The organism is Pseudoalteromonas sp. CF6-2, assembly GCF_021729425.1.
Classification (GTDB): domain Bacteria; phylum Pseudomonadota; class Gammaproteobacteria; order Enterobacterales; family Alteromonadaceae; genus Pseudoalteromonas; species Pseudoalteromonas arabiensis.
Genome location: NZ_CP091442.1, coordinates 37,501 through 63,586, shown reverse-complemented (window position 1 = coordinate 63,586; position 26,086 = coordinate 37,501). Strand labels below are relative to the sequence as shown.

Annotated in this window: 27 protein-coding genes, 2 tRNA genes and 3 rRNA genes (1 of these 32 cut by a window edge); 15 read left to right on the top strand and 17 right to left on the bottom strand. The window is 42.3% G+C overall.

What is annotated here, in order from left to right; translation table 11 throughout:
- Positions 1-46: 46 nt before the first annotated feature.
- Entirely contained in the window at positions 47-235 is a 189-nt protein-coding gene (locus L3Q70_RS00350) for a hypothetical protein (protein WP_083515317.1), read from the bottom strand.
- Positions 236-625: 390 nt separating this feature from the next.
- Between L3Q70_RS00350 and L3Q70_RS00345 the strand changes: the two genes are divergently transcribed.
- The gene (locus tag L3Q70_RS00345) at positions 626-1,426 is read left to right on the top strand and encodes a YggN family protein (protein WP_237114662.1); all 801 of its coding nucleotides are present in this window, start codon (positions 626-628) and stop codon (positions 1,424-1,426) included.
- Between the two features lie 52 nt (positions 1,427-1,478).
- Here the strand turns inward: L3Q70_RS00345 and L3Q70_RS00340 are convergent, their stop codons facing one another.
- Entirely contained in the window at positions 1,479-2,912 is a 1,434-nt protein-coding gene (locus L3Q70_RS00340; RefSeq protein ID WP_237115227.1) for a PLP-dependent aminotransferase family protein, read from the bottom strand.
- A gap of 110 nt (positions 2,913-3,022) precedes the next feature.
- Between L3Q70_RS00340 and L3Q70_RS00335 the strand changes: the two genes are divergently transcribed.
- Positions 3,023-3,952: an EamA family transporter gene (locus tag L3Q70_RS00335; RefSeq protein ID WP_062569441.1), complete on the top strand. Its 930-nt coding sequence runs from the start codon at positions 3,023-3,025 to the stop codon at positions 3,950-3,952.
- 54 nt (positions 3,953-4,006) lie between these two features.
- On the opposite strand, the gene L3Q70_RS00330 is transcribed toward L3Q70_RS00335, so the two are convergent.
- On the bottom strand, positions 4,007-4,855 hold the full coding sequence (locus L3Q70_RS00330) for a YegS/Rv2252/BmrU family lipid kinase (protein ID WP_062569440.1): 849 nt from the start codon (positions 4,853-4,855) through the stop codon (positions 4,007-4,009).
- A gap of 323 nt (positions 4,856-5,178) precedes the next feature.
- On the opposite strand from L3Q70_RS00330, the gene L3Q70_RS00325 reads away from it, so the two are divergent.
- From L3Q70_RS00325 to L3Q70_RS00305, 5 genes are all read left to right on the top strand, one after another.
- Positions 5,179-5,319: a hypothetical protein gene (locus tag L3Q70_RS00325; protein ID WP_165381466.1), complete on the top strand. Its 141-nt coding sequence runs from the start codon at positions 5,179-5,181 to the stop codon at positions 5,317-5,319.
- Between the two features lie 227 nt (positions 5,320-5,546).
- Positions 5,547-5,637, top strand: a tRNA-Ser gene (locus L3Q70_RS00320).
- 53 nt (positions 5,638-5,690) lie between these two features.
- A tRNA-Ser gene (locus tag L3Q70_RS00315) sits at positions 5,691-5,783 on the top strand.
- A gap of 109 nt (positions 5,784-5,892) precedes the next feature.
- Positions 5,893-6,384 carry a DUF4124 domain-containing protein gene (locus tag L3Q70_RS00310; protein ID WP_193988090.1) on the top strand — a complete coding sequence of 164 codons (492 nt, stop codon included), beginning with the start codon at positions 5,893-5,895 and terminating at the stop codon, positions 6,382-6,384.
- A 73-nt stretch (positions 6,385-6,457) separates the two neighbouring features.
- Positions 6,458-7,222 (top strand): MBL fold metallo-hydrolase, encoded by a 765-nt coding sequence (locus tag L3Q70_RS00305; RefSeq protein ID WP_062569438.1) that lies wholly within the window; start codon positions 6,458-6,460, stop codon positions 7,220-7,222.
- Here the strand turns inward: L3Q70_RS00305 and L3Q70_RS00300 are convergent.
- Positions 7,194-8,312 (bottom strand): aminotransferase class V-fold PLP-dependent enzyme, encoded by a 1,119-nt coding sequence (locus tag L3Q70_RS00300; RefSeq protein ID WP_193988088.1) that lies wholly within the window; start codon positions 8,310-8,312, stop codon positions 7,194-7,196. The genes L3Q70_RS00305 and L3Q70_RS00300 overlap by 29 nt on opposite strands.
- A complete protein-coding gene (locus tag L3Q70_RS00295) occupies positions 8,312-9,481 on the bottom strand; it encodes a monodechloroaminopyrrolnitrin synthase PrnB family protein (protein ID WP_193988087.1) in 1,170 nt (389 codons plus the stop codon). Before L3Q70_RS00295 ends, L3Q70_RS00300 begins: the two co-directional genes overlap by 1 nt.
- Positions 9,482-9,594: 113 nt before the next feature.
- Between L3Q70_RS00295 and L3Q70_RS00290 the strand changes: the two genes are divergently transcribed.
- From L3Q70_RS00290 to L3Q70_RS00280, 3 genes are all read left to right on the top strand, one after another.
- Positions 9,595-10,056 carry an Lrp/AsnC family transcriptional regulator gene (locus L3Q70_RS00290; protein ID WP_237114661.1) on the top strand — a complete coding sequence of 154 codons (462 nt, stop codon included), beginning with the start codon at positions 9,595-9,597 and terminating at the stop codon, positions 10,054-10,056.
- Positions 10,057-10,124: 68 nt separating this feature from the next.
- On the top strand, positions 10,125-11,492 hold the full coding sequence (locus L3Q70_RS00285; RefSeq protein WP_193988086.1) for an alpha/beta fold hydrolase: 1,368 nt from the start codon (positions 10,125-10,127) through the stop codon (positions 11,490-11,492).
- Entirely contained in the window at positions 11,489-12,628 is a 1,140-nt protein-coding gene (locus tag L3Q70_RS00280) for a GNAT family N-acetyltransferase (RefSeq protein WP_193988085.1), read from the top strand. Before L3Q70_RS00285 ends, L3Q70_RS00280 begins: the two co-directional genes overlap by 4 nt.
- On the opposite strand, the gene L3Q70_RS00275 is transcribed toward L3Q70_RS00280, so the two are convergent.
- Positions 12,605-13,195: a DUF938 domain-containing protein gene (locus L3Q70_RS00275; protein ID WP_193988084.1), complete on the bottom strand. Its 591-nt coding sequence runs from the start codon at positions 13,193-13,195 to the stop codon at positions 12,605-12,607. The genes L3Q70_RS00280 and L3Q70_RS00275 overlap by 24 nt on opposite strands.
- A 183-nt stretch (positions 13,196-13,378) precedes the next feature.
- Between L3Q70_RS00275 and L3Q70_RS00270 the strand changes: the two genes are divergently transcribed.
- The 5 genes from L3Q70_RS00270 (at position 13,379) to L3Q70_RS00250 (ending at position 16,480) form a co-directional block, all read left to right on the top strand.
- Positions 13,379-13,573 carry a hypothetical protein gene (locus L3Q70_RS00270; protein WP_193988083.1) on the top strand — a complete coding sequence of 65 codons (195 nt, stop codon included), beginning with the start codon at positions 13,379-13,381 and terminating at the stop codon, positions 13,571-13,573.
- 106 nt (positions 13,574-13,679) lie between these two features.
- A complete protein-coding gene (locus L3Q70_RS00265; protein ID WP_228074372.1) occupies positions 13,680-14,045 on the top strand; it encodes a hypothetical protein in 366 nt (121 codons plus the stop codon).
- An 8-nt stretch (positions 14,046-14,053) separates the two neighbouring features.
- A complete protein-coding gene (locus L3Q70_RS00260) occupies positions 14,054-15,430 on the top strand; it encodes a class II fumarate hydratase (RefSeq protein WP_062569430.1) in 1,377 nt (458 codons plus the stop codon).
- A gap of 149 nt (positions 15,431-15,579) precedes the next feature.
- The gene (locus L3Q70_RS00255; protein WP_062569429.1) at positions 15,580-16,068 is read left to right on the top strand and encodes a hypothetical protein; all 489 of its coding nucleotides are present in this window, start codon (positions 15,580-15,582) and stop codon (positions 16,066-16,068) included.
- A gap of 13 nt (positions 16,069-16,081) precedes the next feature.
- The gene (locus tag L3Q70_RS00250; protein WP_062569428.1) at positions 16,082-16,480 is read left to right on the top strand and encodes a hypothetical protein; all 399 of its coding nucleotides are present in this window, start codon (positions 16,082-16,084) and stop codon (positions 16,478-16,480) included.
- Here the strand turns inward: L3Q70_RS00250 and L3Q70_RS00245 are convergent.
- The 11 genes from L3Q70_RS00245 to L3Q70_RS00195 all read right to left on the bottom strand — a co-directional run.
- Positions 16,473-16,658, bottom strand: coding sequence for a hypothetical protein (locus L3Q70_RS00245; protein WP_062569427.1), 186 nt, complete (start codon positions 16,656-16,658; stop codon positions 16,473-16,475). The genes L3Q70_RS00250 and L3Q70_RS00245 overlap by 8 nt on opposite strands.
- Before the next feature lie 65 nt (positions 16,659-16,723).
- Entirely contained in the window at positions 16,724-17,041 is a 318-nt protein-coding gene (locus tag L3Q70_RS00240; RefSeq protein WP_062569426.1) for a hypothetical protein, read from the bottom strand.
- Positions 17,038-17,676: a hypothetical protein gene (locus tag L3Q70_RS00235; RefSeq protein ID WP_062569425.1), complete on the bottom strand. Its 639-nt coding sequence runs from the start codon at positions 17,674-17,676 to the stop codon at positions 17,038-17,040. Before L3Q70_RS00235 ends, L3Q70_RS00240 begins: the two co-directional genes overlap by 4 nt.
- Before the next feature lie 71 nt (positions 17,677-17,747).
- Entirely contained in the window at positions 17,748-18,440 is a 693-nt protein-coding gene (locus L3Q70_RS00230) for a PspA/IM30 family protein (protein WP_062569424.1), read from the bottom strand.
- A 24-nt stretch (positions 18,441-18,464) separates the two neighbouring features.
- Positions 18,465-18,878 (bottom strand): DUF2170 family protein, encoded by a 414-nt coding sequence (locus tag L3Q70_RS00225; protein ID WP_062569423.1) that lies wholly within the window; start codon positions 18,876-18,878, stop codon positions 18,465-18,467.
- 79 nt (positions 18,879-18,957) lie between these two features.
- Positions 18,958-20,679, bottom strand: coding sequence for a polyamine aminopropyltransferase (locus L3Q70_RS00220; RefSeq protein ID WP_237114660.1), 1,722 nt, complete (start codon positions 20,677-20,679; stop codon positions 18,958-18,960).
- A gap of 4 nt (positions 20,680-20,683) precedes the next feature.
- Entirely contained in the window at positions 20,684-21,583 is a 900-nt protein-coding gene (locus tag L3Q70_RS00215; RefSeq protein WP_237114659.1) for a DUF350 domain-containing protein, read from the bottom strand.
- A gap of 30 nt (positions 21,584-21,613) precedes the next feature.
- The gene (locus L3Q70_RS00210; RefSeq protein ID WP_193988082.1) at positions 21,614-22,546 is read right to left on the bottom strand and encodes a CHAD domain-containing protein; all 933 of its coding nucleotides are present in this window, start codon (positions 22,544-22,546) and stop codon (positions 21,614-21,616) included.
- 445 nt (positions 22,547-22,991) lie between these two features.
- A 5S ribosomal RNA gene (gene rrf, locus L3Q70_RS00205) occupies positions 22,992-23,106 on the bottom strand.
- Between the two features lie 58 nt (positions 23,107-23,164).
- Positions 23,165-23,279 (bottom strand): 5S ribosomal RNA (rrf, locus tag L3Q70_RS00200).
- Between the two features lie 121 nt (positions 23,280-23,400).
- Positions 23,401-26,086, bottom strand: a 23S ribosomal RNA gene (locus L3Q70_RS00195); it runs 199 nt beyond the window's last position.

Here is a 26,086-nt window from a genome sequence, read left to right as displayed (position 1 = left end):
CAAAAAGCAATAAAGAGGCGCAGCGCCTCTTTATCTAAATTTATACTTAGTCGTTCAAATAATCATCAAAATCATCTTCACCTAAGTTTCTTCGCAAGCGTTTTTGTTCAAGATAGTCTTCCAACTTCTTCTTAACGCGTTGCTTTTTCTTGTCGTGTTGATTACGCCCGACCATTTCGTACTCGTCTTCAACAAAATCGTCATCTAGCGCGTCATAACTAAATGTCTTACCCACAACCCACTCCATAAAGTGTTTGAGACCAATTCAACGGTTCTAAATTTGTTCCATGAATTAGCAAAGTTTAAAAAGCTCAGTAGTAATTTAGTACCTAAAAACTACCAAAATAAAGCCATACCCCCATGCTAAATAGGTGATATGTCAATATTGTGAATAAATAGCGCTAAATTCGATTTCTGAAAAGTGAGAGTTTTTTATCGTTTCGATAAAACTCATTTATGCATATGAATTTTTTGGTTAATTTGACCAAAAAATGGTTAAAATTTTATTTCTATTTCTTTTCCCAAAATAAACAAAAACAAGCAAACTATTGATATTAAATAACTTTAAAAGTTTGGCACTCTATTTGATAACTAAATTCTGTCATTTCAAACAGGAAAGAAAAAAATGAAAAAGTTATTGTTAGCAAGTTCTTTATTTATCGCCACAACGGCTATGGCTCATAACGATAATGTTACAAATATTTCATTTAGCGGTGAGCAATGCGATGTTGAATTTAAAAATGATGTTCGTATCACGCCAAGCGAATTAGAAGTTTACACAGCCGATAATCGTACTATGAAAATCATCAACCAAAATAATTTATATATTGATGGTGAAAGCGTATCACTCAATGCCTCACAACAAGCGGCTATTGCCGCTTATTCCGACAGCTTACGCAGCCAACTCCCTGAGGTGGCAAACATCGCGCTTGATGGGGTAAAAATCGCAGGTGTAGCAATCGAAGAAGTTGCTAATGCTTTTAACATTGACGGCCTAAACGACATCTCTGAATTAATGGATGACATCAGCGTAGAAGTGCAGAACGCTTTCTATCAACAAGGTGCATTCACTATGGGTCAGCAAAATTTCGAAAAGTTTGGCCAAAACTTTGAAAATCAGTTTGATGAGCAAATCGAATCAGCGGTTGAGTCAGCCATGATGCAATCAATGGGCAGTATTTTAGTTGCTCTTGGCTCTGAACTAATCGGCTCAGGTGGTGATATGGATGCTTTTGAACAGCGCATGGAAAACATGGGTGAACAAATCGAAGCACGCGTAGAAACTCAAGCCGCACAACTAGAAGAGCGTGCCGATGCACTCTGTGGCAGTTTTGCAGATATTGCCCATAAAGAGCAAGAGCTCGTCGCTTTAGTACCTGAATTAAAAGAGTACCAGCTGTTCACATTTAAACAGCATGCTGAGTAAGATATCCCTGAACCAACGCACTTGGTTTTGCGCAGAGCCTGCTCTGCGCTTTTTATTTTTTGGCTAATACTGTGAGCTGTGACAAGGTTTTAATTGCGTGTTCTAAATGCTCAGACCAAGGTAAACCATAGCTTAAGCGAAAACAGCTGCGGTATTTTTTACCTGCTGAAAATATTAACCCTGGAGTAATGCTGATCCCCGCCTCTAACGCTAAATGGAATAACTTTACCGCATCATACTGCCCCCCAAGATCAATCCAAATCACACAGCCACCTTGCGGGTTACTAATGCGCGCACAACTTGGCATATATTGCTGTAAGCACCAAATCATACGTTCTTTATTTGTACTCAAGCGCTGCCTCAACAAACGCAGATTACGATCGTACTCACCACTGGCGATAAACTCATACAGAGTCCATTGATTAATGAGTGGCGCAGAGCAACTCAGAGCACGTTTATAACGCCTTGCTTGCTCTGCAAACTTGCCCGCAATGATCCAACCAATACGATAACTTGGTGCAGCCGTTTTTGAAAACGACGCACAGGTGATCACTAAGCCTTTTTTTGAATAAGCTTGCGCTGGCGTAGCACGTTTAGCAGTAAAATGTAGATCGCCATAAACATCATCTTCTATGAGCACAACGTTACGCTCTTCTAAAAGAGTCACTAACTGCTCGCGTTTAGTCTCTGGCATAAAACTACCAACGGGGTTATTTAACGACGTTGAAAGAACACACGCTTTGATATCATGCTCATCGAGTGCTTGCGCCAAGTCATCTAGCCAAATCCCTTCATCAGGACACAGCGGGATTTCCAACGCTTTTAAGCCTAAGCTTTCAATCAATTCAATAATGCCAAAATAACAAGGTGATTCAATGGCGATGATATCGCCAGCTTTAGCGACACATTTAAGTGCTATTGCCAATGCCTCTTGTGCGCCATTGGTGATCACCAATTCATCACTATCAACACCAATACCAAAGTCTAAATAGCGATGGATCAATTGCTTTTTCAACGGTGCAAACCCATCCATTGGGCCGTAGTTAATTGCCGATGCGCCAGCCAGTGTCATTACACGTCGCATTGTTCGTGCTAGCGCTTTATCTGTAGGTGCTGCTGCAATAGGGTTTGCAATACCGAATGGCACAACATTGGCTTTATGTATGGCACTATAAACTTGCTCAATCAAGCCTTGCTTATTCACCATCATTGGCTCGCGACTTAGCTTCACTCGTTTCGGCCGCGATTGATTTAATTGAGAAGACTTTAAAAAGTATCCTGACTTTTCTTTGGCTTCTATCAACCCTTGCCCTTCTAAAAGTTGATAAGCTTGTTTCACTGTTGGGATACTTACATTTAACTTATCAGCCATTTTTCTCAGCGACGGTAACTTCTCTCCAGGTAATAGCGACCCTTGTGAGCAAAGATCTCTTATTAGCTGAATCACCTGTTGATATAAAAACTCACTATTACTGCGACTGATCACTTGTGACATCGGACACCAAACTGTATAGGTTATATTTTTAGTTTTCTGTATATGTTAAGTATACAGAAGAGGCCTAAAATGAACATACTTTAAACTTTTGAGTACTAACTATGAAAAGTGCCGCTCTTTACCTTGTCACGGTACTAATTTGGGGGTCAACTTGGCTAGCAATTGAGTTTCAACTAGGCGATGTTGCCGTTGAAATCTCCTTGTTTTATCGCTTTGCTATTGCAGCCGTTTTAATGTGGGCTTTCGTACTGATAAAAAAGCTACCTATGCAATATTCACTGCGTGATCATAGCTTTTTCGCTTTACTGGCATTATTCAACTTTGGTTTAAACTATCTTGTTTTATATTGGGCACAAAATTACCTCACTTCAGCCATGGCATCGATTGCTTTTTCCATGCTGTTATTGATGAATATCATCAATACACGGTTATTCTTTGCCAAACCTATCGCCAAGCGAATTTACTTTGGTGCACTTCTTGGAGTGATGGGGATTGCTAGCTTGTTTTGGCCACAAATTCAGCAATTCAACTTGAGTAATGGTGCGTTGGTCGGGTTACTACTTGCGCTATCAGGAACCTTTGTGGCTTCATTGGGAAATATGGTCAGTGTTCGAAACTCTCAGCGTAATATTGGCGTACTACAAGGCAACGCATGGGGTATGTTATATAGCGCTTTAGGCTTGGCTGCTTATGTTTTAGTAAGCGATGTAGAGCTTACCTTGAATGCTCCAACAAGTTATTGGGTGTCGCTGCTCTATTTAGCTGTGTTCGGTACAGTTATCGCATTTGCTTGTTATTTTGCACTACTAAAAAATATCGGCCCAGAACGGGCAAGTTATGTGATCGTATTATTCCCACTGGTTGCAGTAGTACTAAGTACCTTATTTGAAGGATTCGAATGGCAAGCGAACACCTTTATCGGATTTAGCTTAGTTTTATTTGGCAATGCCATTGTGCTAACACCAACAAAACAGATTAAAGCTTTTTTTGCTGCTCGCAGTATTCAGCAAAAAGGCTCCGTCCCCAGTTAGAAGTGACTATGTCGCCTCTAACACCAAGCGCTGGCAAATTTTGCCGGCGCTTTTTTATGGCACATGAAAACGAAGTGCTTGCGGGTGAATACTGACCTTCGCAGGCGTATAACCCACCAGCTCACCATCTGCCTCAATAAGCTGTCTAGGGGTGGTTACTTCTGCACTGACTAGTTGTGAATATTCTAGCCTTTTCAAACTATGATGCTTTACCAGTAGTAAATACACAAAACTGAGCAGGTTTTTCAGCAAACCATCTGCGGGCATGCAGTAACAGTCAAGCTGACCATCATTTAGCTGTGCTTTTGGGGCGATTTTTAAACCACCACCGAAATATTGATGATTGGCAAATATCGTCACTAAGTTACTGTAGTTGAGTGCTTTACCATTAAACGCAGCGTGTAGAGGCTTAGCCTGAAATGAAAACAGCTGTTTTACACCCTGCCAAATATAGCCGAATGAACCATAGCTTTCAGTCTTATTTAGCTGAGCCACCACTTCAGCGTCAAAGCCTATTCCCGCTACATTAATAAAATAGCGCTGGTTTATTTGCCCAATATCGATTAACTCTGTACGGCTATTAAAAACGGCTTCATACCAAGCCTGTTGTTTACACGCAAAGCCTCGAGCAAAATCATTACCTGTGCCAGCAGGAATTAACGCAATTGAACAATCACTCTCTATGAGTGCATTAACAGCTAAGTGTAAAGTTCCATCACCACCAATCACCACGACTTGAGTTTGGTTTTTAGCCAAAAGCGCAATATCAGCGCAATCATTCTCAAACTTGCCTGTGGTTAAATACAATTCAGGCTCGATCTGTCTTTTTTTACATTCTTTTATTAACCAATCAACACTGTTTTTATGATTTTTTTTGTCGCTTGGCTTTATTATTATCAACATCAGCGATTACTTCTTTTCAGACAGGGCAAAAATAGCCACCCATTCAAATTATATTAATCTGAATATTTAGTCACTTTATAAATTTAAAAACGCATAAACAAAACATCATAAAACAAAAACTCTTTATATACCTGAAGTTAATAAAAAAACACCTTGCATAACCATGCAACCCATAGCAAAAAATAAAACTTAACCCATTGTTAATAAAGCAGATTCGGATTAAAAAAAGTTATCCGATAGACTCAATTTTTATCGTTTTATTTTTGTCCAGTTTGGTTGCAAAATACCCATGTTTTCAACCAAACACAACCTGGAGCAAAGTAATGAACCCGATTAATACACTCAATCAAAGTGCAGCAACTCATGTTGCCGTAAAACCAACTAACAGAAAAGCAAAAATGCTTGCTAAGTTAAACCGTTACGGAAAAAAACTAGCACTTGGCGGCGCAGTACAACACAAGTAACCCCCAACCATGGTTACTTTATCGGTGCAGTAAACACCCAACCACTAATGAAGATCCTTCTTTAGCTCCTCCGTTTACTGCCCCAACCCCCTTCTTTTAAGTTAAAAACAGCAAATAATTAAACCTTTTTACAAAAAACCCTCTCTTTACGCTCAAAAAACAAGCAAACAAACTTTTTCCTATTTACACAGCCGATTCAGCTAAGTATTATTCTCGCATCACGATGTGGAGAGATGGCAGAGTGGTCGAATGCACCGGTCTTGAAAACCGGCAGGGGTTTGTAGCCCCTCTAGGGTTCAAATCCCTATCTCTCCACCACTTATTTTTATTTGTTGATTTATTTCAGCAAATTACAATCAGAATTATGCGCTGGAGAGGTGGCCGAGTGGCCGAAGGCGCTCCCCTGCTAAGGGAGTATAGGGTTTGTAGCTCTATCGAGGGTTCGAATCCCTCCTTCTCCACCATTTTATTATTAAAAACCGCTTTTAAGCGGTTTTTTTATGCCCGAAAAACTTGCACACCTCATTATATTTCATGCATGCTAAGTATCTATTTGCTACACAAAGTGATGCTATGTTTCGTTTTGTATTTGTGACTCTTGCTCTATTTGCCAGCGCCAACAGTCAAGCCACTATTTATAAGTGTATGATTGACGGGGTTGCCACCTTTACCGAGCAGCCTTGTGGTAAAGATGCAGCAATCGTGAAAATTGCACCGCCACCAGCAAGTAATCAAATCCCAGCCACAGAGCAGCCGCAAAAACCAGCAGACTTAAGTGTTGAGGATTATTTAAAAATCCAAAAAGCCGATCGCGAAATAGACCGCCTCCAATTAGAGCTCAAAGAACTACAAAAACAACAAAGTGAGCGCATCGATAAACTCAAAAATATGACGCAAGATGCGGCAAACAGGTTAGGTGCAGCGTCCATTGACGATGCTATTAGCAAACAAAGCGAACGTATTAACGCTTACTATAAAAGCCAAATCGCCACCCTAGAAAAGCAAGTAGCACAGCTAGAAGAAAGCAAAAAGCAGCTCAAAGAGCGAGACACACAATCCAATTAGCTTAGCTTAGCTTACCAAAACTGGTCAGACATGATATAACTGATTTGCTGATTAAGTTTAGGGATCAATCGTTTTGCAAATTCATACGCTCGAGGGTTATATTCAAAATATCTATTTAATTGAATATCAAGATAAATTAATGCTGCTTGATGGATGTTGCCGTGCTGATGTGAATACTGTTTTTGACTATATTACCGAGCAACTCAAGCGCCCTGTCACTGACTTAAAGCTTGTTGTGGTGACCCATATGCACCCAGATCATGCCGGTGGAGCACATGCATTAAGAAAGTTAAGCGGTGCTAAAATAGCCACGTCAAATGCCCCAGGACAATGGTATAGAGGCATTGATGGTTTCTTAATGCACTTAACCGATATCGCTTTGGCTTGGTGGGTCGCTGGTAGGTTAAATAAAAAACGTCACAACCTTTGGTACAGCCGCCATCTAGATGCTGATTATTACCTTGGGGCAGATGCAACCCTACCCGGCTTTGAGGATTGGCAAGCACTACATAGCCCAGGTCATACCGACCGAGATATTAGTCTGTACCATATTCCTAGTGAGCGAATTTATATTGCTGATTTATTGGTAAAAGTAAAAGGACAGCTCGTGCCCCCCTTTCCTGTTTTTTACCCAAAGCTGTATTTAAACTCTTTGCTGATGCTTAAAACGCTGCAACCCAAACGAATTATGTTTGCTCACAGTAACGAAGTCAGTATTGATGACATCGACTTTGAGCAAATTTTAGCGCTGGTCCCCGAAAAACCAATGACCCATTGGCGTTCAGTCAAAGCAAAGGCCAGACAAGCCCTCAACTTAAAGCGCTTTTCACAGTCGTGATAAAAGTATCGATATCCTGCTGATCATTGTAAATATGAGCAGAGACCCTTAAGCCTAAATGACGCTCATCAACCGCAATATTCGCTGCAATAAGCGCAGCTTTAACAGCCGCTTGTTGCTCGCCAAAATGCATAATAGCCGTTCCAGAGCATTTGTCAGCCTGTATTGGTGAACGCATATAATCAGCTAATTGATCATGAAACTGTGCGAGCATTGCTAAGTTATGTGCGCGTACTTTTTCAATACCAAGCTCTGCAAAGTAATTAATACTATGCGAAGCCAAAATATAAGGCGCCACTGAAGGTGTACCACCCCAAAAGCGCAACGCGGTTTGATGATAAGCAAAGTGCTTAATATCAAATTCAAACGGATTTTGATGAGAAAACCAGCCAACATCTTGTGGCTGACAAAGTGAAAGCTGCTTACTGTTAACCCACAAATAAGCAGCACCAGGCCCACCACATAGCCATTTTACACTCGAGCCCAACATAAAATCGGCATCAAGCTTAGTTAAGTCGACTTCTAAAATCCCCGCAGATTGCGCAATATCAAGTAAACTCAATGTGCTGTGTTGCTTCGCGATATTTATAATTTCGTGAATAGGCGCTTGTTGGCCCGTGTTTGAATAAACATGGCTAATAAAGACTAAATCAATCTCATTATTCGCTAAATATGACTGCCAAACCTGCGCATCGGTTAAATCTTCATGTTTACCAATAAACACAATTTCAGCACTTTCAGGTAGGGCTTTTTGCATTGCAAAACCCATACTTGGAAAGTCACTTTCGGCCATCAACACTTTGCAATTTTCTTGCTGAAGTCGCGGGTGCGACATCAAGAGCTTGGTTAAACCGCTCGATAAGTTCACTTGGGGGCAAAACAACTCTCTTTGTGAGTTAAATAATTTAGCGAGACTATTTGTAAACGCCTCAATACCTTGTAGCCACTGTTGCCATGGTTCTTTATTTTCATTTTGCCAAGCTGCAAAAAACTGCTGATGAAAATACTGCTCAGCAGATTTCAATGGTCGCCCAACAGAGTGGTTAAGCAAATAGCTGCCTTGTGGAATTACAAAATCGTCTTTGTTCATTACTTAATCCACTGTTTTAACTTAGTTAAATCATCAAACCGAGTGCGAATATCATCACGCTTTGCTGCCGCACGACGATCCCTTAACTGCTCAAGTGAGTTAAGTAGCACATGCAAAGGCGGCCCACTGGCTGTGACTTTATCCATATGTTGTTGCTGCATTTGCTCTGAAGGCTGCGCAATGTATTTACTAACCAATTGATTATGGTGGCCAATTGCAGTATCACCATGCAATTTACACACTTGAATAAACAGCTTTAAGTTAGTTTGTAACCATTCGCTATCGCGCTCAGCTTCTGCCGCTAAAAAGTCATCCATAATGCTTGTCATGCGCATGCTTTCACGCAAAATTTGCTGATCTTCAGGCATCATATACAAGAATTTATCCACCAACATTTGCGAGTAGCTCGGTTCATTGGCAAAACAAAGGCCAAGTAATAAATCGATGACATTAATGCCCGCAAAATCACCGGCATTCGCACCTCGATATACCTCTTTACCTACTCGATACGGCTTGTAATATGGGCGTACACAATAAAAAAAGCGGTCTGTGTCGAGCTTGTTGTATAGCGTATTATTTGACTCAATCACATCAAGTAGCGCTTGCTTTGCTACTGCCAGTAAGTCAGCCGCGATAGGGTGCGATATACCTAACGGCTGAATTTTTAATAAAGCATCGGCCGCACGCTTATACGCTAAAATACCCTTGGTATTGTAATCAATAAAGATTTTCTCATCTTCAAGGTCAGTAAAGCGCTTATACACACCATCAACCGCTTTATTGTGCGTGGTTAAATGCGCCGTTGCAAAACGTGGGGTAACACCAATAGATGCACCAATATGCATTGCCAGCGCAGAGGCTTCTACAAGGGGTGAGCTTGTTTCACGAGAAGGCTCAGTGATCTCATGTCGACGGCATGCCGCCATATACAGACCAACATTACCCAACAAATCAAAGGCGTTGTCAAACCCTTCATCGGTATTGCCCTCTGCTAGTAAGGTGCGGATATGCTCATTACCTTCTTGCTCTAATTGACGTTTAAAGTGCTCACCGACACCCTCTACATTCGCTTTATCGTCTTGCTGCCAATATAGTTTTTCTAGTTCGCTATTGAGCTCAACAAAACGGGTGCGAAGCCAGCTATCAAATGCCTTGGTGTTCTCAGTCACAGGCTCACTCCAAAATAATTATATTGCGATAATGTTAACAGAGTTCAATGAGTGCTAATCGCCAAAATATAGACTAGAATCCATCTAGATTAGTGAAAATCACTCAAATTAAAATGAAATTAGACAAAAAAGACCAACAATTACTTAATGCGCTACAAGATAATGCAAGAACTTCTATCTCAGAGCTGGCACACTCGGTTAGCCTGTCAGATACCCCTTGCCTACGCCGCATTAAAAAACTTGAATCAGCAAATGTGATCAGTGGTTACCATGCTGCCATCAATCCTAAAGCGGTTGATTTAAATGTCTCTGTGTATGCCTTTGTTCGCTTAAACCAAAACTCAGTTGCCGCTGCTGAGCAATTTGAACAACAAGTTGAGAAGCTTGAACATGTGCTTGAGTGCTCTGTTATTTCTGGTAGTTATGATTATCTACTCAAGATTATTGCTGCTGATTTAGAAAGCTATGAAAGCTTTGTGAAACATAAATTAGGCAGTATTAACTGCATCGCTAATATCGAATCGACGGTGGTATTAAAGCAAGCATTTACCAAACGCCATTTACCGCTCGCTTGACGCAGCTTGCTTGCAAATAAAACATAACTCGATAAGCTAAAAAAAGGCTTTAAAAGGACGCTTAAAATATGAAATTCATCAACTTAGTTGCTATCTCTTTGGCCATCAGTGGACTATTTAGCAGCTCATTAATGGCGCAGCAACAAACCTGCCTTACTCAGCTTGAAGACCAAGCACTGATGATGAAAAGTAAGCGCGAAGGGTTATATAGAGAACCGCTACCTCGAACACAAAGTACTTTTAGCTTTAATACCGAGCAGGCATTTAGTGACTATTTAACCGCTGCTTATTTACAAATCAGCAGCGAAAACCCCCGCGCAAACTTGCCATGTCCTGTTTATACCGACACGTATCTACAACTGGTTGCACAAGGATCGCGACCTGAAAACGCCACTATTGCCGACTTAATAAGCCCGTTTGAACTAAAACATGACGATAGCCGCAAGGCGGTACTATTAATTCATGGTTTAACCGATTCACCCTTTACCTATCACGATCTTGCACAGGTCTATTACCAGCAAGGTTATACGGTACGCACAATTTTACTACCTGGTCATGGTACCGCTCCCGCAGCTCTGAAGGACATTGATGCCGATGACTGGCGAACAGCAAGCATCTACGCTATTGAGCGCACATTGAAAGATTTTGATCAGGTCATACTAGGAGGTTATTCAACAGGGGCGGCACTGGTGATTGATTATTTAACGCAAGGCCCTACCAATGACAAAATTTTAGCCGCTATGCTATTTTCACCAGCCACAGAACCCCATAATAAAAATGGTTGGCTAGCCAAATGGATTGACGCTATACCTTTTGTTAACTGGATTGATAAAGATGCTGATCTCGACTTCGCAAAATATGAGTCATTCCCATTTAGTGCAGCAACAGCAAGTCATCAAGCCATGAGTCGCATCAATATTGATGAACTTGCACCACGTCAATTACCAAATATCGCGTTATTCAGTACCTTTAGTGACATTGATACCACTATTGATAACCAAGTTACTTTTAAACTTCTGGCCGCTTTACATGATCCTAAAAAGCGCATAAAGAATAAATTAGATCGCCTTATTTATTATGGCGACGATAGCAATATTCCAACTAACTTTCCGACTGATTACGAAATTATCCGTGATGACTGCGACAACGAGACCTGTAAAAAGATACAAGGTATGTCACATATAGGCATCGTTAATAAACCTAGTAACCCTTATTACGGTCAGCACGCCTATTATCGTAATTGTGGTAGCTATTTAGATAATGACACCTTGTATAAAGCCTGTAAGTATCAGGAAAATATTGTTTTCGGAGAGCGCACAGAGGCCAATTTAGCAAAACATAAACCCTTTGCACGGCTCACATTTAACCCTTATTTCGATAAGCTCGCTATGCATATCAACGACTTTATCAACGATATTGAATCGGCTGCGCGATGAGTGAATTTAACCACCGCTGGTTTAATCAAATAAGCGAGATTGATGCCGCTCTTTGGCAATCATTTTTTGATGATACGCCCTTTACTGATCACACATTTCTAGCTGCCCTAGAGCAAAGTGGCTGTGTTAGCGAAGAGTCCGGCTGGCAACCCATGTACTTGGCAATTTACCAGCATGATCAAGTCGTTGCTTTACTACCAGGGTATCTAAAATATCACTCTTATGGTGAGTATGTATTTGACTGGGCTTGGGCTGAAGCCTATCAACAACATGGCCTAGATTACTACCCTAAATGGCTGTGTGGCGTGCCATTTACCCCAATTGCAGGACAAAGAATTGGTATAAATCACGATAACCCCGCTGATATCTATGCCTACATTGATGGTGTACTCACAGCAACAACAACGCAGTTAGGCTGGTCTGGGTGGCATATAAATTTTTGCCATCAACAGCAAGCTAATGCTTTGACTAGCGACACAGTAATGCAACGTCATGGCGTGCAGTTTCAGTGGTTTAATGAAGGCTATAATTGCTTTGAGGACTTTTTAGCTTCACTCACCGCAAGAAAGCGTAAGTCGCTCAAAAAAGAACGCGCTAAAATAACTGAACAGCAGATAGCCGTAGAGTGGCTTGAAGGTGCTGACATCAGCAAACAGCACATGCAGCAATTTAGTCATTTTTACCGCCAAACCTATTTAAAACGCTCAGGCCACAATGGTTATTTGAACAGCGCCTTTTTCGAGTTGTTACAGCAAAACATGGCCGACAAACTGGTGTTAATGTTCGCTAAGTATCAAGGAGAGGTGATTGCTGCCACACTCAGTTTTAAAGATCAGAACTGCTTATATGGTCGATACTGGGGAACAAATTATGAGCTCGATAGTTTGCACTTTGAGCTTTGCTATTACCAAGGCATTGAGTACTGCATTACCAACAAACTTAAACAGTTTCATTCTGGCGCGCAAGGTGAGCATAAAATAAGTCGCGGTTTTAAGCCCGTAAATACTTATTCACTGCATCATATTCAGCAGGGTGATTTTGCAGCAGCCATTAGTGATTTTATTATTAGAGAGCGCCAACATATGGCGCTCTATAAAGCCCAATGCGAAAGCTTACTGCCTTTTAAACAGCAATAATTGGTTATTCGCTGGCATTTGCACATCTTCAACAAGGGTTAAGCCAGCTTGCTCTGCAAGTTGGCAAATCGCTTCAAAATCACGAATTGCACTATTTGCATCTTGCTGTTTTAAAAAAGCATCAAACTCAGCATTACTGGCACTGGTATACTTACCTTGGTACTTAAATGGTCCATAAATACATAATTTACCTTTAGGCGCTAAATGCTTCGCTACACCTTGGAAAAAACGCTCCACCAGTGGCCAGCTTATAATGTGCATGGTATTCGCCGTAAAAATAGCATTCACTGTTTCAACAGGCCAAGGATCATTGAGGTCGAGTGTTAATGGCGCATGCAAGTTTGTCAGCGCAGCTTCCTGATGCCACTGTAAAATCCCAGGGTGATTAATCTCGCGATCACTACAATGCCACTGTAAATGTGCTAAATGCGTTGCAAAATGCACACTATGTTGCCCAGTACCAGAGCCGACCTCTAATACATCCGTCACATCCGAGAAGAACGCTCCTAATACGTTTAAAATAGGTAATTTGTTGTTTTCACAGGCTTGAGAGAAGGGTTTATCCATACAAATTAGTGCACCATGTTTGGTAATCAGTGCACAACAGTAAAGCAAAAATAACCCGTAAAGTCGCGGGTAATTTATAGCTTAAAATTATAAATTCAATACTTTCATTGGGTTAAGTACTTTTATTAAGACTGGTACAGCTTATGCTACTTATTCTATGAATTAACCAACTGGAGATACATTATGTATATTTCACCCTACACCGCTGTGGATGCAGCACTTGCCGCCAGTGAGCGAGCAGAAAGCGAAAAAGCCGCCTTAACAAATTGTGATGACAGAGCAACTGTAATCGACCTTCTTTCTCAATGTAATAAAGAAAATGTACAGGCGCCGAAAAAACATGAAACAGACCAGATTTTTATTCTTGGCTACAATTAAACCAAAACAGTTAATCACTTCAAGCTTTATAACTCTACATAAAACTTGCACTAAAACCGATTAGCTGTAATGATAACAATTATCATTACAGCTAATCGGTTTTTCTATGCGCTCTCACAATGCTATGCTCCATTATCAATGGCAAATGAAATGTGTTTGCCAAAGACCTGGGTTACACGCCCCAGCACTTGTTGCTAACTATGTTGAATCGGGCTTAAACGTTGCACGCTATTACGAAAAGCACCACAATTTTATTTTACAAGAGCTTTATTTAAGGCGTACTTTTCATGAGCTACTTGAAAAAATATGTGATTCATTAATACATAATGCAATTCGTAAACAATGTTTAGCTCAACTTTACAAGCCGCAACTTGCACTAAAGCGTTACTACAAAACTCATAACTGTATTGAAAAGTATTTCAGTTTGGAGCGAGAAGCGTGCCTTCTCAGCCAAGAATTTAACCCGATTTAGGAGTGTTTATGAGCCAATTTAGAACCGAATCAGATAGCATGGGTGAGTTACAAGTCCCTGCCAATGCCTTGTATCAAGCTCAAACGCAACGCGCTATCAACAATTTTCAAATTAGTGGCTTAGCCATGCCTAAGCAATTTATCACCGCTCTCGCTTATATAAAACAAGCTGCTGCGCAAAGTAATGCAGCATTAGGCCATTTAAGCCAAAGCAAAGCTAAAGCCATTGAGCAAGCATGCCAAGCGATTATCGACGGTAAACATTTTTCAGAATTTCCTGTTGATGTATTCCAAACCGGTTCTGGTACCAGCTCGAATATGAATGCCAATGAAGTAATTGCCACCCTAGCCAGTAAATTAGCAGACGAAACTATTCATCCTAATGACGATGTGAATATGGGACAAAGCTCAAATGATGTGATCCCTACGGCTATTGCAGTAAGTAGCGCCATTAATATCATTTATGAACTGTTTCCTAAACTCGATAAGCTCAGTCAAAGCCTACAAAATAAACAAGCCGAAGTGGGCCATATTGTGAAAACCGGCCGCACACACTTAATGGATGCTATGCCTGTGAGTTTTGCCCAAACACTCGCTGCATGGCAGCTACAAGTGGATCATGCAATGGCTGGCATTCGCCAAGCACTCGAACGAGTTTGTGAACTTGCGCAAGGTGGTACAGCCGTTGGTACCGGCATTAATGCCGACCCAGCCTTTGCCAGTGAATTTTGTCAGCATTTAAGTGAGAATGTAGGAATTCGCTTTAGCCCTAGCAAAAACTTTTTTTATAACATTGGTTCACAAGACGCCATCGTTGCGTTATCAGGCCAGCTCAAGGTCTTAGCAGTAGCACAAATGAAAATAGCCAATGACTTACGCTGGATGAACTCAGGCCCACTTGCAGGTCTGGGTGAAATTGAGCTTGAAGCCTTACAGCCAGGTTCTTCAATTATGCCAGGTAAAGTAAACCCTGTGATCCCAGAAGCTGCGGCTATGGTCAGCGCACAAGTAATTGGTAATGATGCCACCATAACGGTAGCTGGCCAAGCGGGTAACTTTGAGCTCAATGTGATGCTACCTGTGATTGCCTTAAATATTCTGCAAAGTATCGAACTGCTTGCCAATAGCAGTGAAGCTCTTGCAGACAAAGCGATTGCCAGCTTTACAGTAAACCAAAGCAATGTTGATAAAGCTCTCGCAAAAAACCCTATTCTGGTTACCGCGCTCAATCCGGTGATCGGCTATAGCAAAGCAGCAAAAATTGCCAAATTAGCTTACCAAGAGGGCCGTCCAATTATTGATGTTGCTGCAGAGCATACTGATATTTCGCGCGAAGAACTGAGCGAGTTACTTAACCCTGCCAAACTAACCCAAGGTGGTTTGTAATAACTACTTATTGTGGAGCGGTATAAAACTTTCATCTTACTGTAGCTCTGTAAATACAGAGCTACTTACTGAAAGCTAACGTTTTTATTGCCCCACTTTGAGCAATGTGTATGATAGTGAGTACTTATTCAACGATTTTTAGGTATGTTATGCGCTATCCTCTATTGGCTATTTTATTTCCTGTTTTACTCACTGCCTGCTCGGATGCAGTCATTAATGAGCAAGCCGAAACTACAAGCAATCGCAATAAAGTTATTGATACTCAAAAAACCGTTGAAGTAAAAAAATCAGCTGTTGATGTTAACAAAATTGCGCCAGACCAAGCCACGATTAAGTCTACACATGAACAACTAAATCAACTTATTGATGACCCTCGCTGTGATAACAGCAGCCAATGTAAAGTATTACCTGTTGGTAGCCGAGCCTGTGGTGGCCCTAGTAGCTTTATTGTTTATTCGACCAAAACAGCTGACACAGCGGAAGTTGAAAAACTTGCAAAAGACATCACAGCCCTTGAAAAACGATTTAACGCCGTGAACGACATGATGAGTATTTGTCAGCATTTAACCACGCCCAGTACGCAGTGTTCTAATAACACTTGTGTTAAAATCGATGGCTCTGCGCAAAGTGTGTACTAAGGGATAAGCAATAATGGTTCGTTCAACGTTAAAAAAACTTTTCATTACTACTGGTATATTTGCGGTAATAGCATTAACAGGTTGTGAAACAACAACATCAAGCAATTCTAGTAAGGTTGATTTAAGCGATTTAAATGAACAATTGAACGAGTTAGCGAGCAACAATAGCTGTACAGCAACTTTCCAGTGCAAGGTATTAGAAGTTGGAGAGCGAGCATGTGGAGGGCCAAGCCGCTACGTTGTTTATTCAACCTTAAACACAGCGCAAGAACAGGCTGAGCAACTTGCCGAACGAATTACAATGGCAGAAAAAGACGCTGAACAGTCTTTAACTGTGAATGATTGCTCGCCTGTATTGCCTGTACAGTCGCTGTGTATTTCACAGCACTGCCAAGCCATCGAGATTAAGTAAATAATGCAATAAGGCCGGATATTATCACCACACTGATGATGCAAATACCGGCCTTATAAATGTATTTTATGTGCATCGTGTTATGCACCCAGTAAGCGTAAATGTAACGTACAAAGTAACTTGCCGCGGTGCCAAATAATGCAAAAATAACTAAATAAGCAAGTAAAATAATATCCACAGTTATGCCACTTCGTTAAAACATCTTTTCTCAGTGTAAGGGCTTAAAGAAGTAAAGGCAAAACCTTAGCTTTTTTTACTGTGTGCAATCAGTAACTCAGCAACTTGTTGTTTCACTGCGCGCTTATCATCAGCAGCAACTCCAAACCGCTCTGCTAATAAGGCAATCTCTTCATCATTTAAGTTAAACGATAAACGCTGTCTAGTTTTTTTCGATTTAACATCCAGTTCCAAAATCTTACGGATCATATCTGATGGGGTAAGCTCTTGGTCAATGGCTTGTTTTTTTATTGATTTTTGCACTTCAGAGCTTAAATCAAACGCCATTTGCGTGGCTCTAACTGCTTGCTCCTGACGCTGCCACTTGGCTTTTGCATCACTCACTTGGCATCCCCAGGAAATAAATCAACAATATCACTTATGGGTCTGGTTAACGTCAGTGATACTTCTGTTTCACCCCCTTCCCAAACCTCAATATTTAAACCATGTGATTCATCGTCTGAGCTTAAACAGATCATTTCACACGGCTCTCCGCCTTCGTCTTCATAACGAGGTAAAGGCTTATTGCGGTAGTCCTTATTATGGAAATAACATACATAAGGTGCTTCTGTTTGTTTGTAGCTTGATGCTAAAAAGTGACTAAAACGCTCTGGGCTATTTTGCACATTAATTGCCGTTAATTCGTCTTCATCAAAAATACGAGCGAACTCATCAAGAGTAAAAATCTCATCAACATCATCGCGTTGAATTTTAATCGCAAAGTTTGCCCATTGCTCACCATCATCAGACTCAATTTGCAAAAACACCACTTGGCCTGACTCGCTTTCAAGTACCAACTCGTATTCTGCACTACGTTGATATTGATAAGTTTGTACATCAACAACACGTAATGTTTGCCCCTTTAGCCAGCTCGGATAAGCAAATGAATCTATGACGCTTAACATATCACCAACTTGCAATTGGCTAGGCTCAGTGAGTTGACGCTCCGGTGTTTTTTTAGATTTGAAAAAGTTAAACATTGGCTGACTCCTTGTTGAAGCAAAAAAGGTAACCCAGTGCATGGGTTACCTTTTGTCTTTCCGTTAACTGATTAGCTATTTTGTTTTGCTTTAATACGCGCCAAAATATCTGCGCTTTTAGGGTTGGTATCACCAATGCCCGCTTCAGCCATTTTCGCTTTTAAATCATCGCCGTTAGTATCTGCTTCTAATTGCTTAGCCGCACCTAACTGGTCTTGACGGTCTTGTTGACGCTGCTTAATACGCTCTAATGACTCACGTGCAGATGTCATTGATGAACTATTTGTATTAAGTGTGCTGTTTACAGCCATCGTTGCCTGTTGCACGCTTTCAGTCGTTTTAACCATTGTTAATTGGCGCTGATTTTCTTTAATCGACTTTTCCGCATCTTTAACTTGTTGCTTTAGTTGCACGATGTGGTTACTAAAGCCAGCTAACACTTCTTCGTTTTCAGCTTTCTCAGCTTCAAAATCACCAATTTTTTCCGCGATTTCTAATGCTAACGCTTCGTTACCTTTTTCAAGTGCTTGACCTGCATACGCTTCGTGCTCTGCAATTGATGCGTCTAATGCGCTAATTTTACGCTTTGTTTGCATCTCTTTTGCCATTACTTCAGTCAGGCTTTTCTTAGCGCGTTGTAGGGCATTTTGTGCATCAGCAATTTCTTGTTCAAAAATACGGATACCGTTTGCATCAACAATTGCTTGCCCTGCTTCACGAGCGCCACCACGCACAGCTGTAAATAGTTTCTTTAAAATACTCATAATCTTAACTCCAGAAATTGCTAATTAATCGTTTAAATAAATGGTCACGGCTTCAAGTGCATCAATCGCATTGTCTGCCAGTGTTACCAACTCATGGGTAATATCATCAAACGATGAATTAACCGATAGTGCGCCAAAAATAGCGTATTTATCATCAATTTTTGCAAATGCGCTCAATGGAATTGGTACATTTAAACGTAGTAACGTTTCGTTTAACTCATTACGCATATCTGCTTGCACTTCGTTTTCGGCAAACAGGTAGCTAATACATAGTAATTGCTCTTCTGTTTGAGTAACAAAGATAGGTAACTCATCATTCCCATCGACGATAACTTGTAACACATCTTGCTCACCAGGGTTGGCAATCAAGAAAGACTCAAAGCTCACACCTTCGGTTTCAAAAGACGCTAATTTGATTGATAGTTCATTTAATTCCATGTCTCACCTTTTACGTTTTGACATATTATGTCTTGAGTTAAGATTTGCACAGTCGACATATTATGTCAACTGAAAAATATCAATTTTTATACAATTCAGTTTCAACTTGCCATGCTTGGCGGTAATAATCATACAAGATCCCAGAACCTAATCTATTGACTTCAATCGTATTTATTTGTTCAAAATAATGATTCGGAAACACAAAAGAAGCCAATAAATATTCTTTGCTTACCCAACGAGATGGCACGGGTAATTCGTTAGTTTCACGAATTCGTTGGCTTGCTGATTTACCGGCCGTCGTCGCGATTGTCCAACCCCACTGACCAAATGAAGGGATATTTTGTTGGTATTGCTCAACATAACCAAAGCCTGCGGCTTTCATTGTTTTAGCGATACTCAAAAAGGCTTTCTTTGCATGATAAGGCGATGTTGATTGCACGGCCACAGCCCCATCAGACGCGAGCAACTGACGCACATGATTATAAAAATAGTCACTGTACATCTTGTTGAGATCGGGGTGATTAGGGTCTGGTAAATCAATTAAAATAGTGTCAAAACGCTCACCTTTTGCCAGCATAGCTTCGACTTCTAAAAAGGCATCAGCAGTGCGTATTTCAGCGCGAGGATCACTCATAGAGTGATTATTAAGGGTTGTTAAGCGTGTTCTGATCTTTTCTGGCGCATCATAGTCGCCCACATCATTACCAAATAAGTTTAACAGTTGACCATCTAAATCAACCAAGGTGACATGCTTTACTGGCCACTTCAAAACATCACGCAATGCAAGCCCGTCACCACCACCGATGATCAATACGCGGTCGTGACGATTTGAGGCGAGCATTGCAGGATAGACAAGCATTGAATGATAAATTTGTTCATCCACACTTGAGAACTGTAAACGACCATTGAGATAAAGGTCGGTAATTGCATTCGGCTGATTACGGCTCAAACGCTCGGTTAACACCAAGTGCTGATACTTAGTAGCTTGCGAGTAAATGACTTTATCTTTGTATAAAACATTACTGAGGTTTTTCATCCAGCTAGTGCCAAGTACAAGCACAAATGCAAAAAACACCAACAACAGGACATGGCAAACTAACAGTAGCTTAGCAAAACGAACATGTTGATGATAGCGCCATAAAAATACCAGACCGGCAATAATATTAAACAATGCCGTCCAAGCCGCAGCTTGCATAATTGGCATCGCGAGCATGATGCTCACCCAAATCGCAGCACCAACACCAGCACCGATATAATCCGCCCCGTAGATGGTGCCTGCATTATTTTCTAAAAAGCGGCCATACACTTGCTGGCGAATACGCGCAATCAGCGGGATCTCCATACCGATTAATAGCCCAAGTAATAGACCAAACACATAAGGTAAGAAACGTGACCATTCTTGTAGCTTCTCGAATACATAACCATTGAGTACTGTGTCCGCCGGCAGGTTAAAAATTTCGGAGAAGATATGCGGCAATGAATAACTCACAGCGATAATGCTAGCAATCGCTAAAATACAGCCCATGCCAACCAAAGCAATAAGACTCTCCAGCCAAGCAAAAGCAGTAAATGCATCTTTAAACCAGCGAGCTAAAAATGCACCTATCCCCATTGCCACAATCATGGTGCCGATCATGGCATAAATAGCGCTCTCAACTGAACCTAACACTCGGCCTGCGTAATGAGAGAGAAGGTACTCATAAATAAGGCCGCACCCAGCGAGTACGGCCATCACAGTAATTAATAAAAAATCATGCCCAAGCAGATTCGCTCTACTTGGGGCGCTAGTTGTAGTAGACACTTAATTAGGCACCTAGTAAGGTTGCCATGGTCGAACCAACCGCAAATGAAACCGCTGCAGAGATAGCAGCTACACCCACGTTCTTCTGGCGATTTACTTCATCTGAAATATCACAACCAGATAAGATGATTTTAATAGTCACTAAATGCAGTAAAATGAAGGCAACTAAACTCACTGCTGCGCTCAATGCCCAGTAACCTAAACTAGCTACAATGTTGTCAGCCGCATAAGGAGCAATACCCGAAGCAGCGGTCAATGCCAGTGCACTACCTACTAAAAAGCCAGCATAACGAATACCCACCGCTAAGTTGCCGTCAATAACCGCTTGTTGTAGGCAATCACCACTGCGATTAGTACGCTTGAATAACTGCACTCGATATTGGCTGATCAGTAGCATCGCAATGCTGCCAATTGCAAAGGCCGCGATCACGATTGGAATACCATGCCAGCCTTCGGTCGCCACCCAAAATAAGGCTGAACGAATAACGATAGCCACACTCACTACATGGCCAAAATCAATGAGTGCAGCCGTTGCATTGCCTTTTACAATTTCATCATGCAAGCTAACTTTGCGAAGCGCCACTTTATCTTGGAAGAAATGACCTAGCTTGATAAGCACAATCGCCATCACCCCATAACCTAACATTTGCAATGCTTCTTGTTGTAAGCTTGGGGCAAATGCGCCACTACTGACACCGCTAAGAACAATCGCAAGTGCCACAAGACCTGCGGCAAAGCTAATACCAAATGCAAAGTTATCACGCTCAGTAATTTCATCATTGGCGTGTAAATTAGACACCCAACCTTTAATAAATTTTAAGCTTACAAATAAAGCGATAATGATTGCAAAGTCGATCGCTATAGCTTGCAACGACCAAGTTGTTATTCCATTAAATTCATACATGTGTTGTAACTCCGGTGGTTATTCTTTTCACTACTTACCGCGGCTGATGCCACGTGATGTTCTGCTCGAGCTGTTACGTAATGACCCAGAGCTTTTACTGTAACTACTGCTAGAAGCATAGCTACTACGTGTGCGTGGCGGTGTATAACTGCTACGGCTTAACCCTGATGCGCCACTGCGCTTAGTGGCATATGGGCTAGTGAATTGTTTACCTTGGCGTTGGTAAGACTGACGAGTACGCGTCTCAACCGTTTGTTGTGCCTTAATCTGTTTTGGACTCGAGTAACGGTAACGACCGTAGTCATTGTAATAACTGTATTTTCTGTGCCGGCTCCAGCGACCATATTCAACTCGGTCAAATACATCACCTAACATACGGTACATACCATACCAAACCCAAAAGCTGGTGCCGCTACTATTTGTTTGCCATTGACCATAGTTAGGGTTACCCACTAATTGATTACCGACACTTTCACCTTCAGCTGCTCCGCTAATTGCCCCAACGCGAGCAAGTGTGCCATTCGACATATCTGCAAGCATATTGATGGGATCAGTGAGTGCATCTTGAAATAATGACGGTTTTGCTGCATCACGAATTAAATCAAGTTGATGGAGCGTATCTTCATAAGGGGGAATTAAGTGTGTAGACTTTACGTCGGCTAAGCGCTGTGTAAGGCCTGAGTAGATAGCACCTTCACGAGTCGCATCAAGGCTAATTACACGGGCGATCTCAGACAGTTGCGGTTGTTGCTCAGCTAAAACCTTTCCGTATTGCTTTAGTATTGTCGCATTGCGAAGTGAGCCATTATCAAGCGCAGTACCTAACTGGCTCAACTCGACTTCAGCTTTTTCTATAGATTGTTGAATTGTTTGTTTTAACTGCTCTTCTTTAGACTGACAGCCCATAAGCAAGCTTATCAAACAAAACAGGCTTATAAGTTTCCAAGCTTTAATTTGAGACATTCATGTCACCTGATTGAGGTTTAAAAATCCCAAATAGTTTTACATAGCTCAGGTACTAAACCAAGATTAAAATTGCAACAAAGAGTAAATATAGTGGAAATTCGTTAGGTTGTAGAGTGAGTGATAATCAAATATACAATCACGCCTACGCTTTGGCATTTTGATAGTAAGTAGCAGCAGGTTTGTCCTGCGCCATGGGGTGTCTGTTCGCGGATAAAGCGTGATGTAAAATCGCGCCACATACGAAAAAACCCGTTGCATTGCTGCAACGGGTTTCTCTAATTAGGAGCCATGGTGCGCTACGCAGTAGGGTGTCCTACTTTCACATGGCGAATGCCGCACTATGCCTACAAGGATAGAAGTAGTAGGGTCTTGGTTGGGTGTTTTATTTTTCTACAGGCAACAAAAAACCCGACTCTTTCGAATCGGGTTTCTCTAATTAGGAGCCTGGCAATGTCCTACTTTCACATGGCAAATGCCACACTATCATCGGCGCTGTTTCGTTTCACTACTGAGTTCGGCATGGGGTCAGGTGGGTCCAAAACGCTATTGTCACCAAGCAAATTCTGTTTAATTTTCTTATTATTTTTAATTTAAAGTCTTGCGACTGAATTAGGAGCCTGGCGATGTCCTACTTTCACATGGCAAATGCCACACTATCATCGGCGCTGTTTCGTTTCACTACTGAGTTCGGCATGGGGTCAGGTGGGTCCAAAACGCTATTGTCACCAAGCGTATTCTGTTTGTTAATCGCCTTAGCAATTAACTAAAATTCGGAAATCTGATAATCGTAAATCTACTTTAGTATACTAACTTCTGTCTGTTACGCTGTCATAAAACGCGTTTGGCGTTGTATGGTTAAGCCTCACGGGTAATTAGTACAGGTTAGCTTAATGGCTCACACCACTTCCACACCCTGCCTATCAACGTTGTAGTCTTCAACGGCCCTTCAGAGACTTTAAAAGTCTAGTGAGAACTCATCTCGAGGCCTGCTTCGCGCTTAGATGCTTTCAGCGCTTATCAGTTCCGAACGTAGCTACCGGGCAGTGCCATTGGCATGACAACCCGAACACCAGCGGTTCGTTCACTCCGGTCCTCTCGTACTAGGAGCAACCCCTCTCAATTCTCAAACGCCCACGGCAGATAGGGACCGAACTGTCTCACGACGTTCTAAACCCAGCTCGCGTACCACTTTAAATGGCGAACAGCCATACCCTTGGGACCGACTTCAGCCCCAGGATGTGATGAGCCGACATCGAGGTGCCAAACACCGCCGTCGATATGAACTCTTGGGCGGTATCAGCCTGTTATCCCCGGAGTACCTTTTATCCGTTGAGCGATGGCCCTTCCATTCAGAACCACCGGATCACTATGACCTACTTTCGTACCTGCTCGACGTGTCTGTCTCGCAGTTAAGCTGGCTTCTACCATTACACTAACCGTACGATGTCCGACCGTACTTAGCCAACCTTCGTGCTCCTCCGTTACTCTTTGGGAGGAGACCGCCCCAGTCAAACTACCCACCAGGCACTGTCCGTAATCCCGATCAGGGACCAACGTTAGAACATCAAAACTACAAGGGTGGTATTTCAAGGACGGCTCCACAAAGACTAGCGTCTCTGCTTCAAAGCCTCCCACCTATCCTACACATGTAGGTTCAATGTTCAGTGCCAAGCTGTAGTAAAGGTTCACGGGGTCTTTCCGTCTAGCCGCGGGTACACAGCATCTTCACTGCGATTTCAATTTCACTGAGTCTCGGGTGGAGACAGCGTGGCCATGGTTACACCATTCGTGCAGGTCGGAACTTACCCGACAAGGAATTTCGCTACCTTAGGACCGTTATAGTTACGGCCGCCGTTTACCGGGGCTTCGATCAAGAGCTTCGTCCGAAAACTAACCCCATCAATTAACCTTCCGGCACCGGGCAGGTGTCACACCGTATACGTCATCTTGCGATTTTGCACAGTGCTGTGTTTTTAATAAACAGTCCCAGCCACCTGGTCACTGCGGCTCCCGTCCGCTTAGAGAGCAAGTCTCATCACAGATAGGAGCGTACCTTCTCCCGAAGTTACGGTACGATTTTGCCTAGTTCCTTCACCCGAGTTCTCTCAAGCGCCTTAGTATTCTCTACCTGACCACCTGTGTCGGTTTGGGGTACGATTCGGTATAATCTGAAGCTTAGAGGCTTTTCCTGGAAGTATGGCATCAACAACTTCACACCCTTGGGTGCTCGTCTCGTGTCTCAGTCTTAAGAGTCCGGATTTTCCTAAACTCTCAACCTACTCACTTTCACATGGACAACCAACGCCATGCTTGTTTAGCCTGCTCCGTCCCCCCATCGCAATTATACCAAGTACGGGAATATTAACCCGTTTCCCATCGACTACGCCTTTCGGCCTCGCCTTAGGGGTCGACTTACCCTACCCTGATTAACATGGGATAGGAACCCTTGGTCTTCCGGCGTGCGGGTTTTTCACCCGCATTATCGTTACTCATGTCAGCATTCGCACTTCTGATACCTCCAGCATACCTCCCGGTACACCTTCAACGGCTTACAGAACGCTCCCCTACCACTCAAACAAAGTTTGAATCCGCAGCTTCGGTGCATAGTTTAGCCCCGTTACATCTTCCGCGCAGACCGACTCGACCAGTGAGCTATTACGCTTTCTTTAAAGGATGGCTGCTTCTAAGCCAACCTCCTGGCTGTCTGGGCCTTTCCACATCGTTTCCCACTTAACTATGACTTTGGGACCTTAGCTGGCGGTCTGGGTTGTTTCCCTCTTCACGACGGACGTTAGCACCCGCCGTGTGTCTCCCGGATAGTACTTTACGGTATTCGGAGTTTGCAAAGGGTTGGTAAGTCGGGATGACCCCCTAGCCTTAACAGTGCTCTACCCCCGTAAGTATTCGTCCGAGGCTCTACCTAAATAGATTTCGGGGAGAACCAGCTATCTCCCGGTTTGATTAGCCTTTCACTCCTAGCCACAGGTCATCCCCTAACTTTTCAACGTTAGTGGGTTCGGTCCTCCAGTTGATGTTACTCAACCTTCAACCTGCCCATGGCTAGATCACCGGGTTTCGGGTCTATACCTTGCAACTCAACGCGCAGTTAACGCTCGCTTTCACTACGGCTACCCTAATCGGTTAACCTCGCTACAAAATATAAGTCGCTGACCCATTATACAAAAGGTACGCAGTCACATAACAAGTATGCTCCTACTGCTTGTACGTACACGGTTTCAGGTTCTATTTCACTCCCCTCACAGGGGTTCTTTTCGCCTTTCCCTCACGGTACTGGTTCACTATCGGTCAGTTGGGAGTATTTAGCCTTAGATGATGGTCCACCTATATTCAGTCAAAGTTTCACGTGCTCCGACCTACTCGATTTCACTTAGATTGCATTTTCGTGTACGGGACTATCACCCTGTATCGTCAAACTTTCCAGAATGTTTCACTAACACAAAATAAGCTTAAGGGCTGGTCCGGTTTCGCTCGCCGCTACTTCCGGAATCTCGGTTGATTTCTGTTCCTACGGGTACT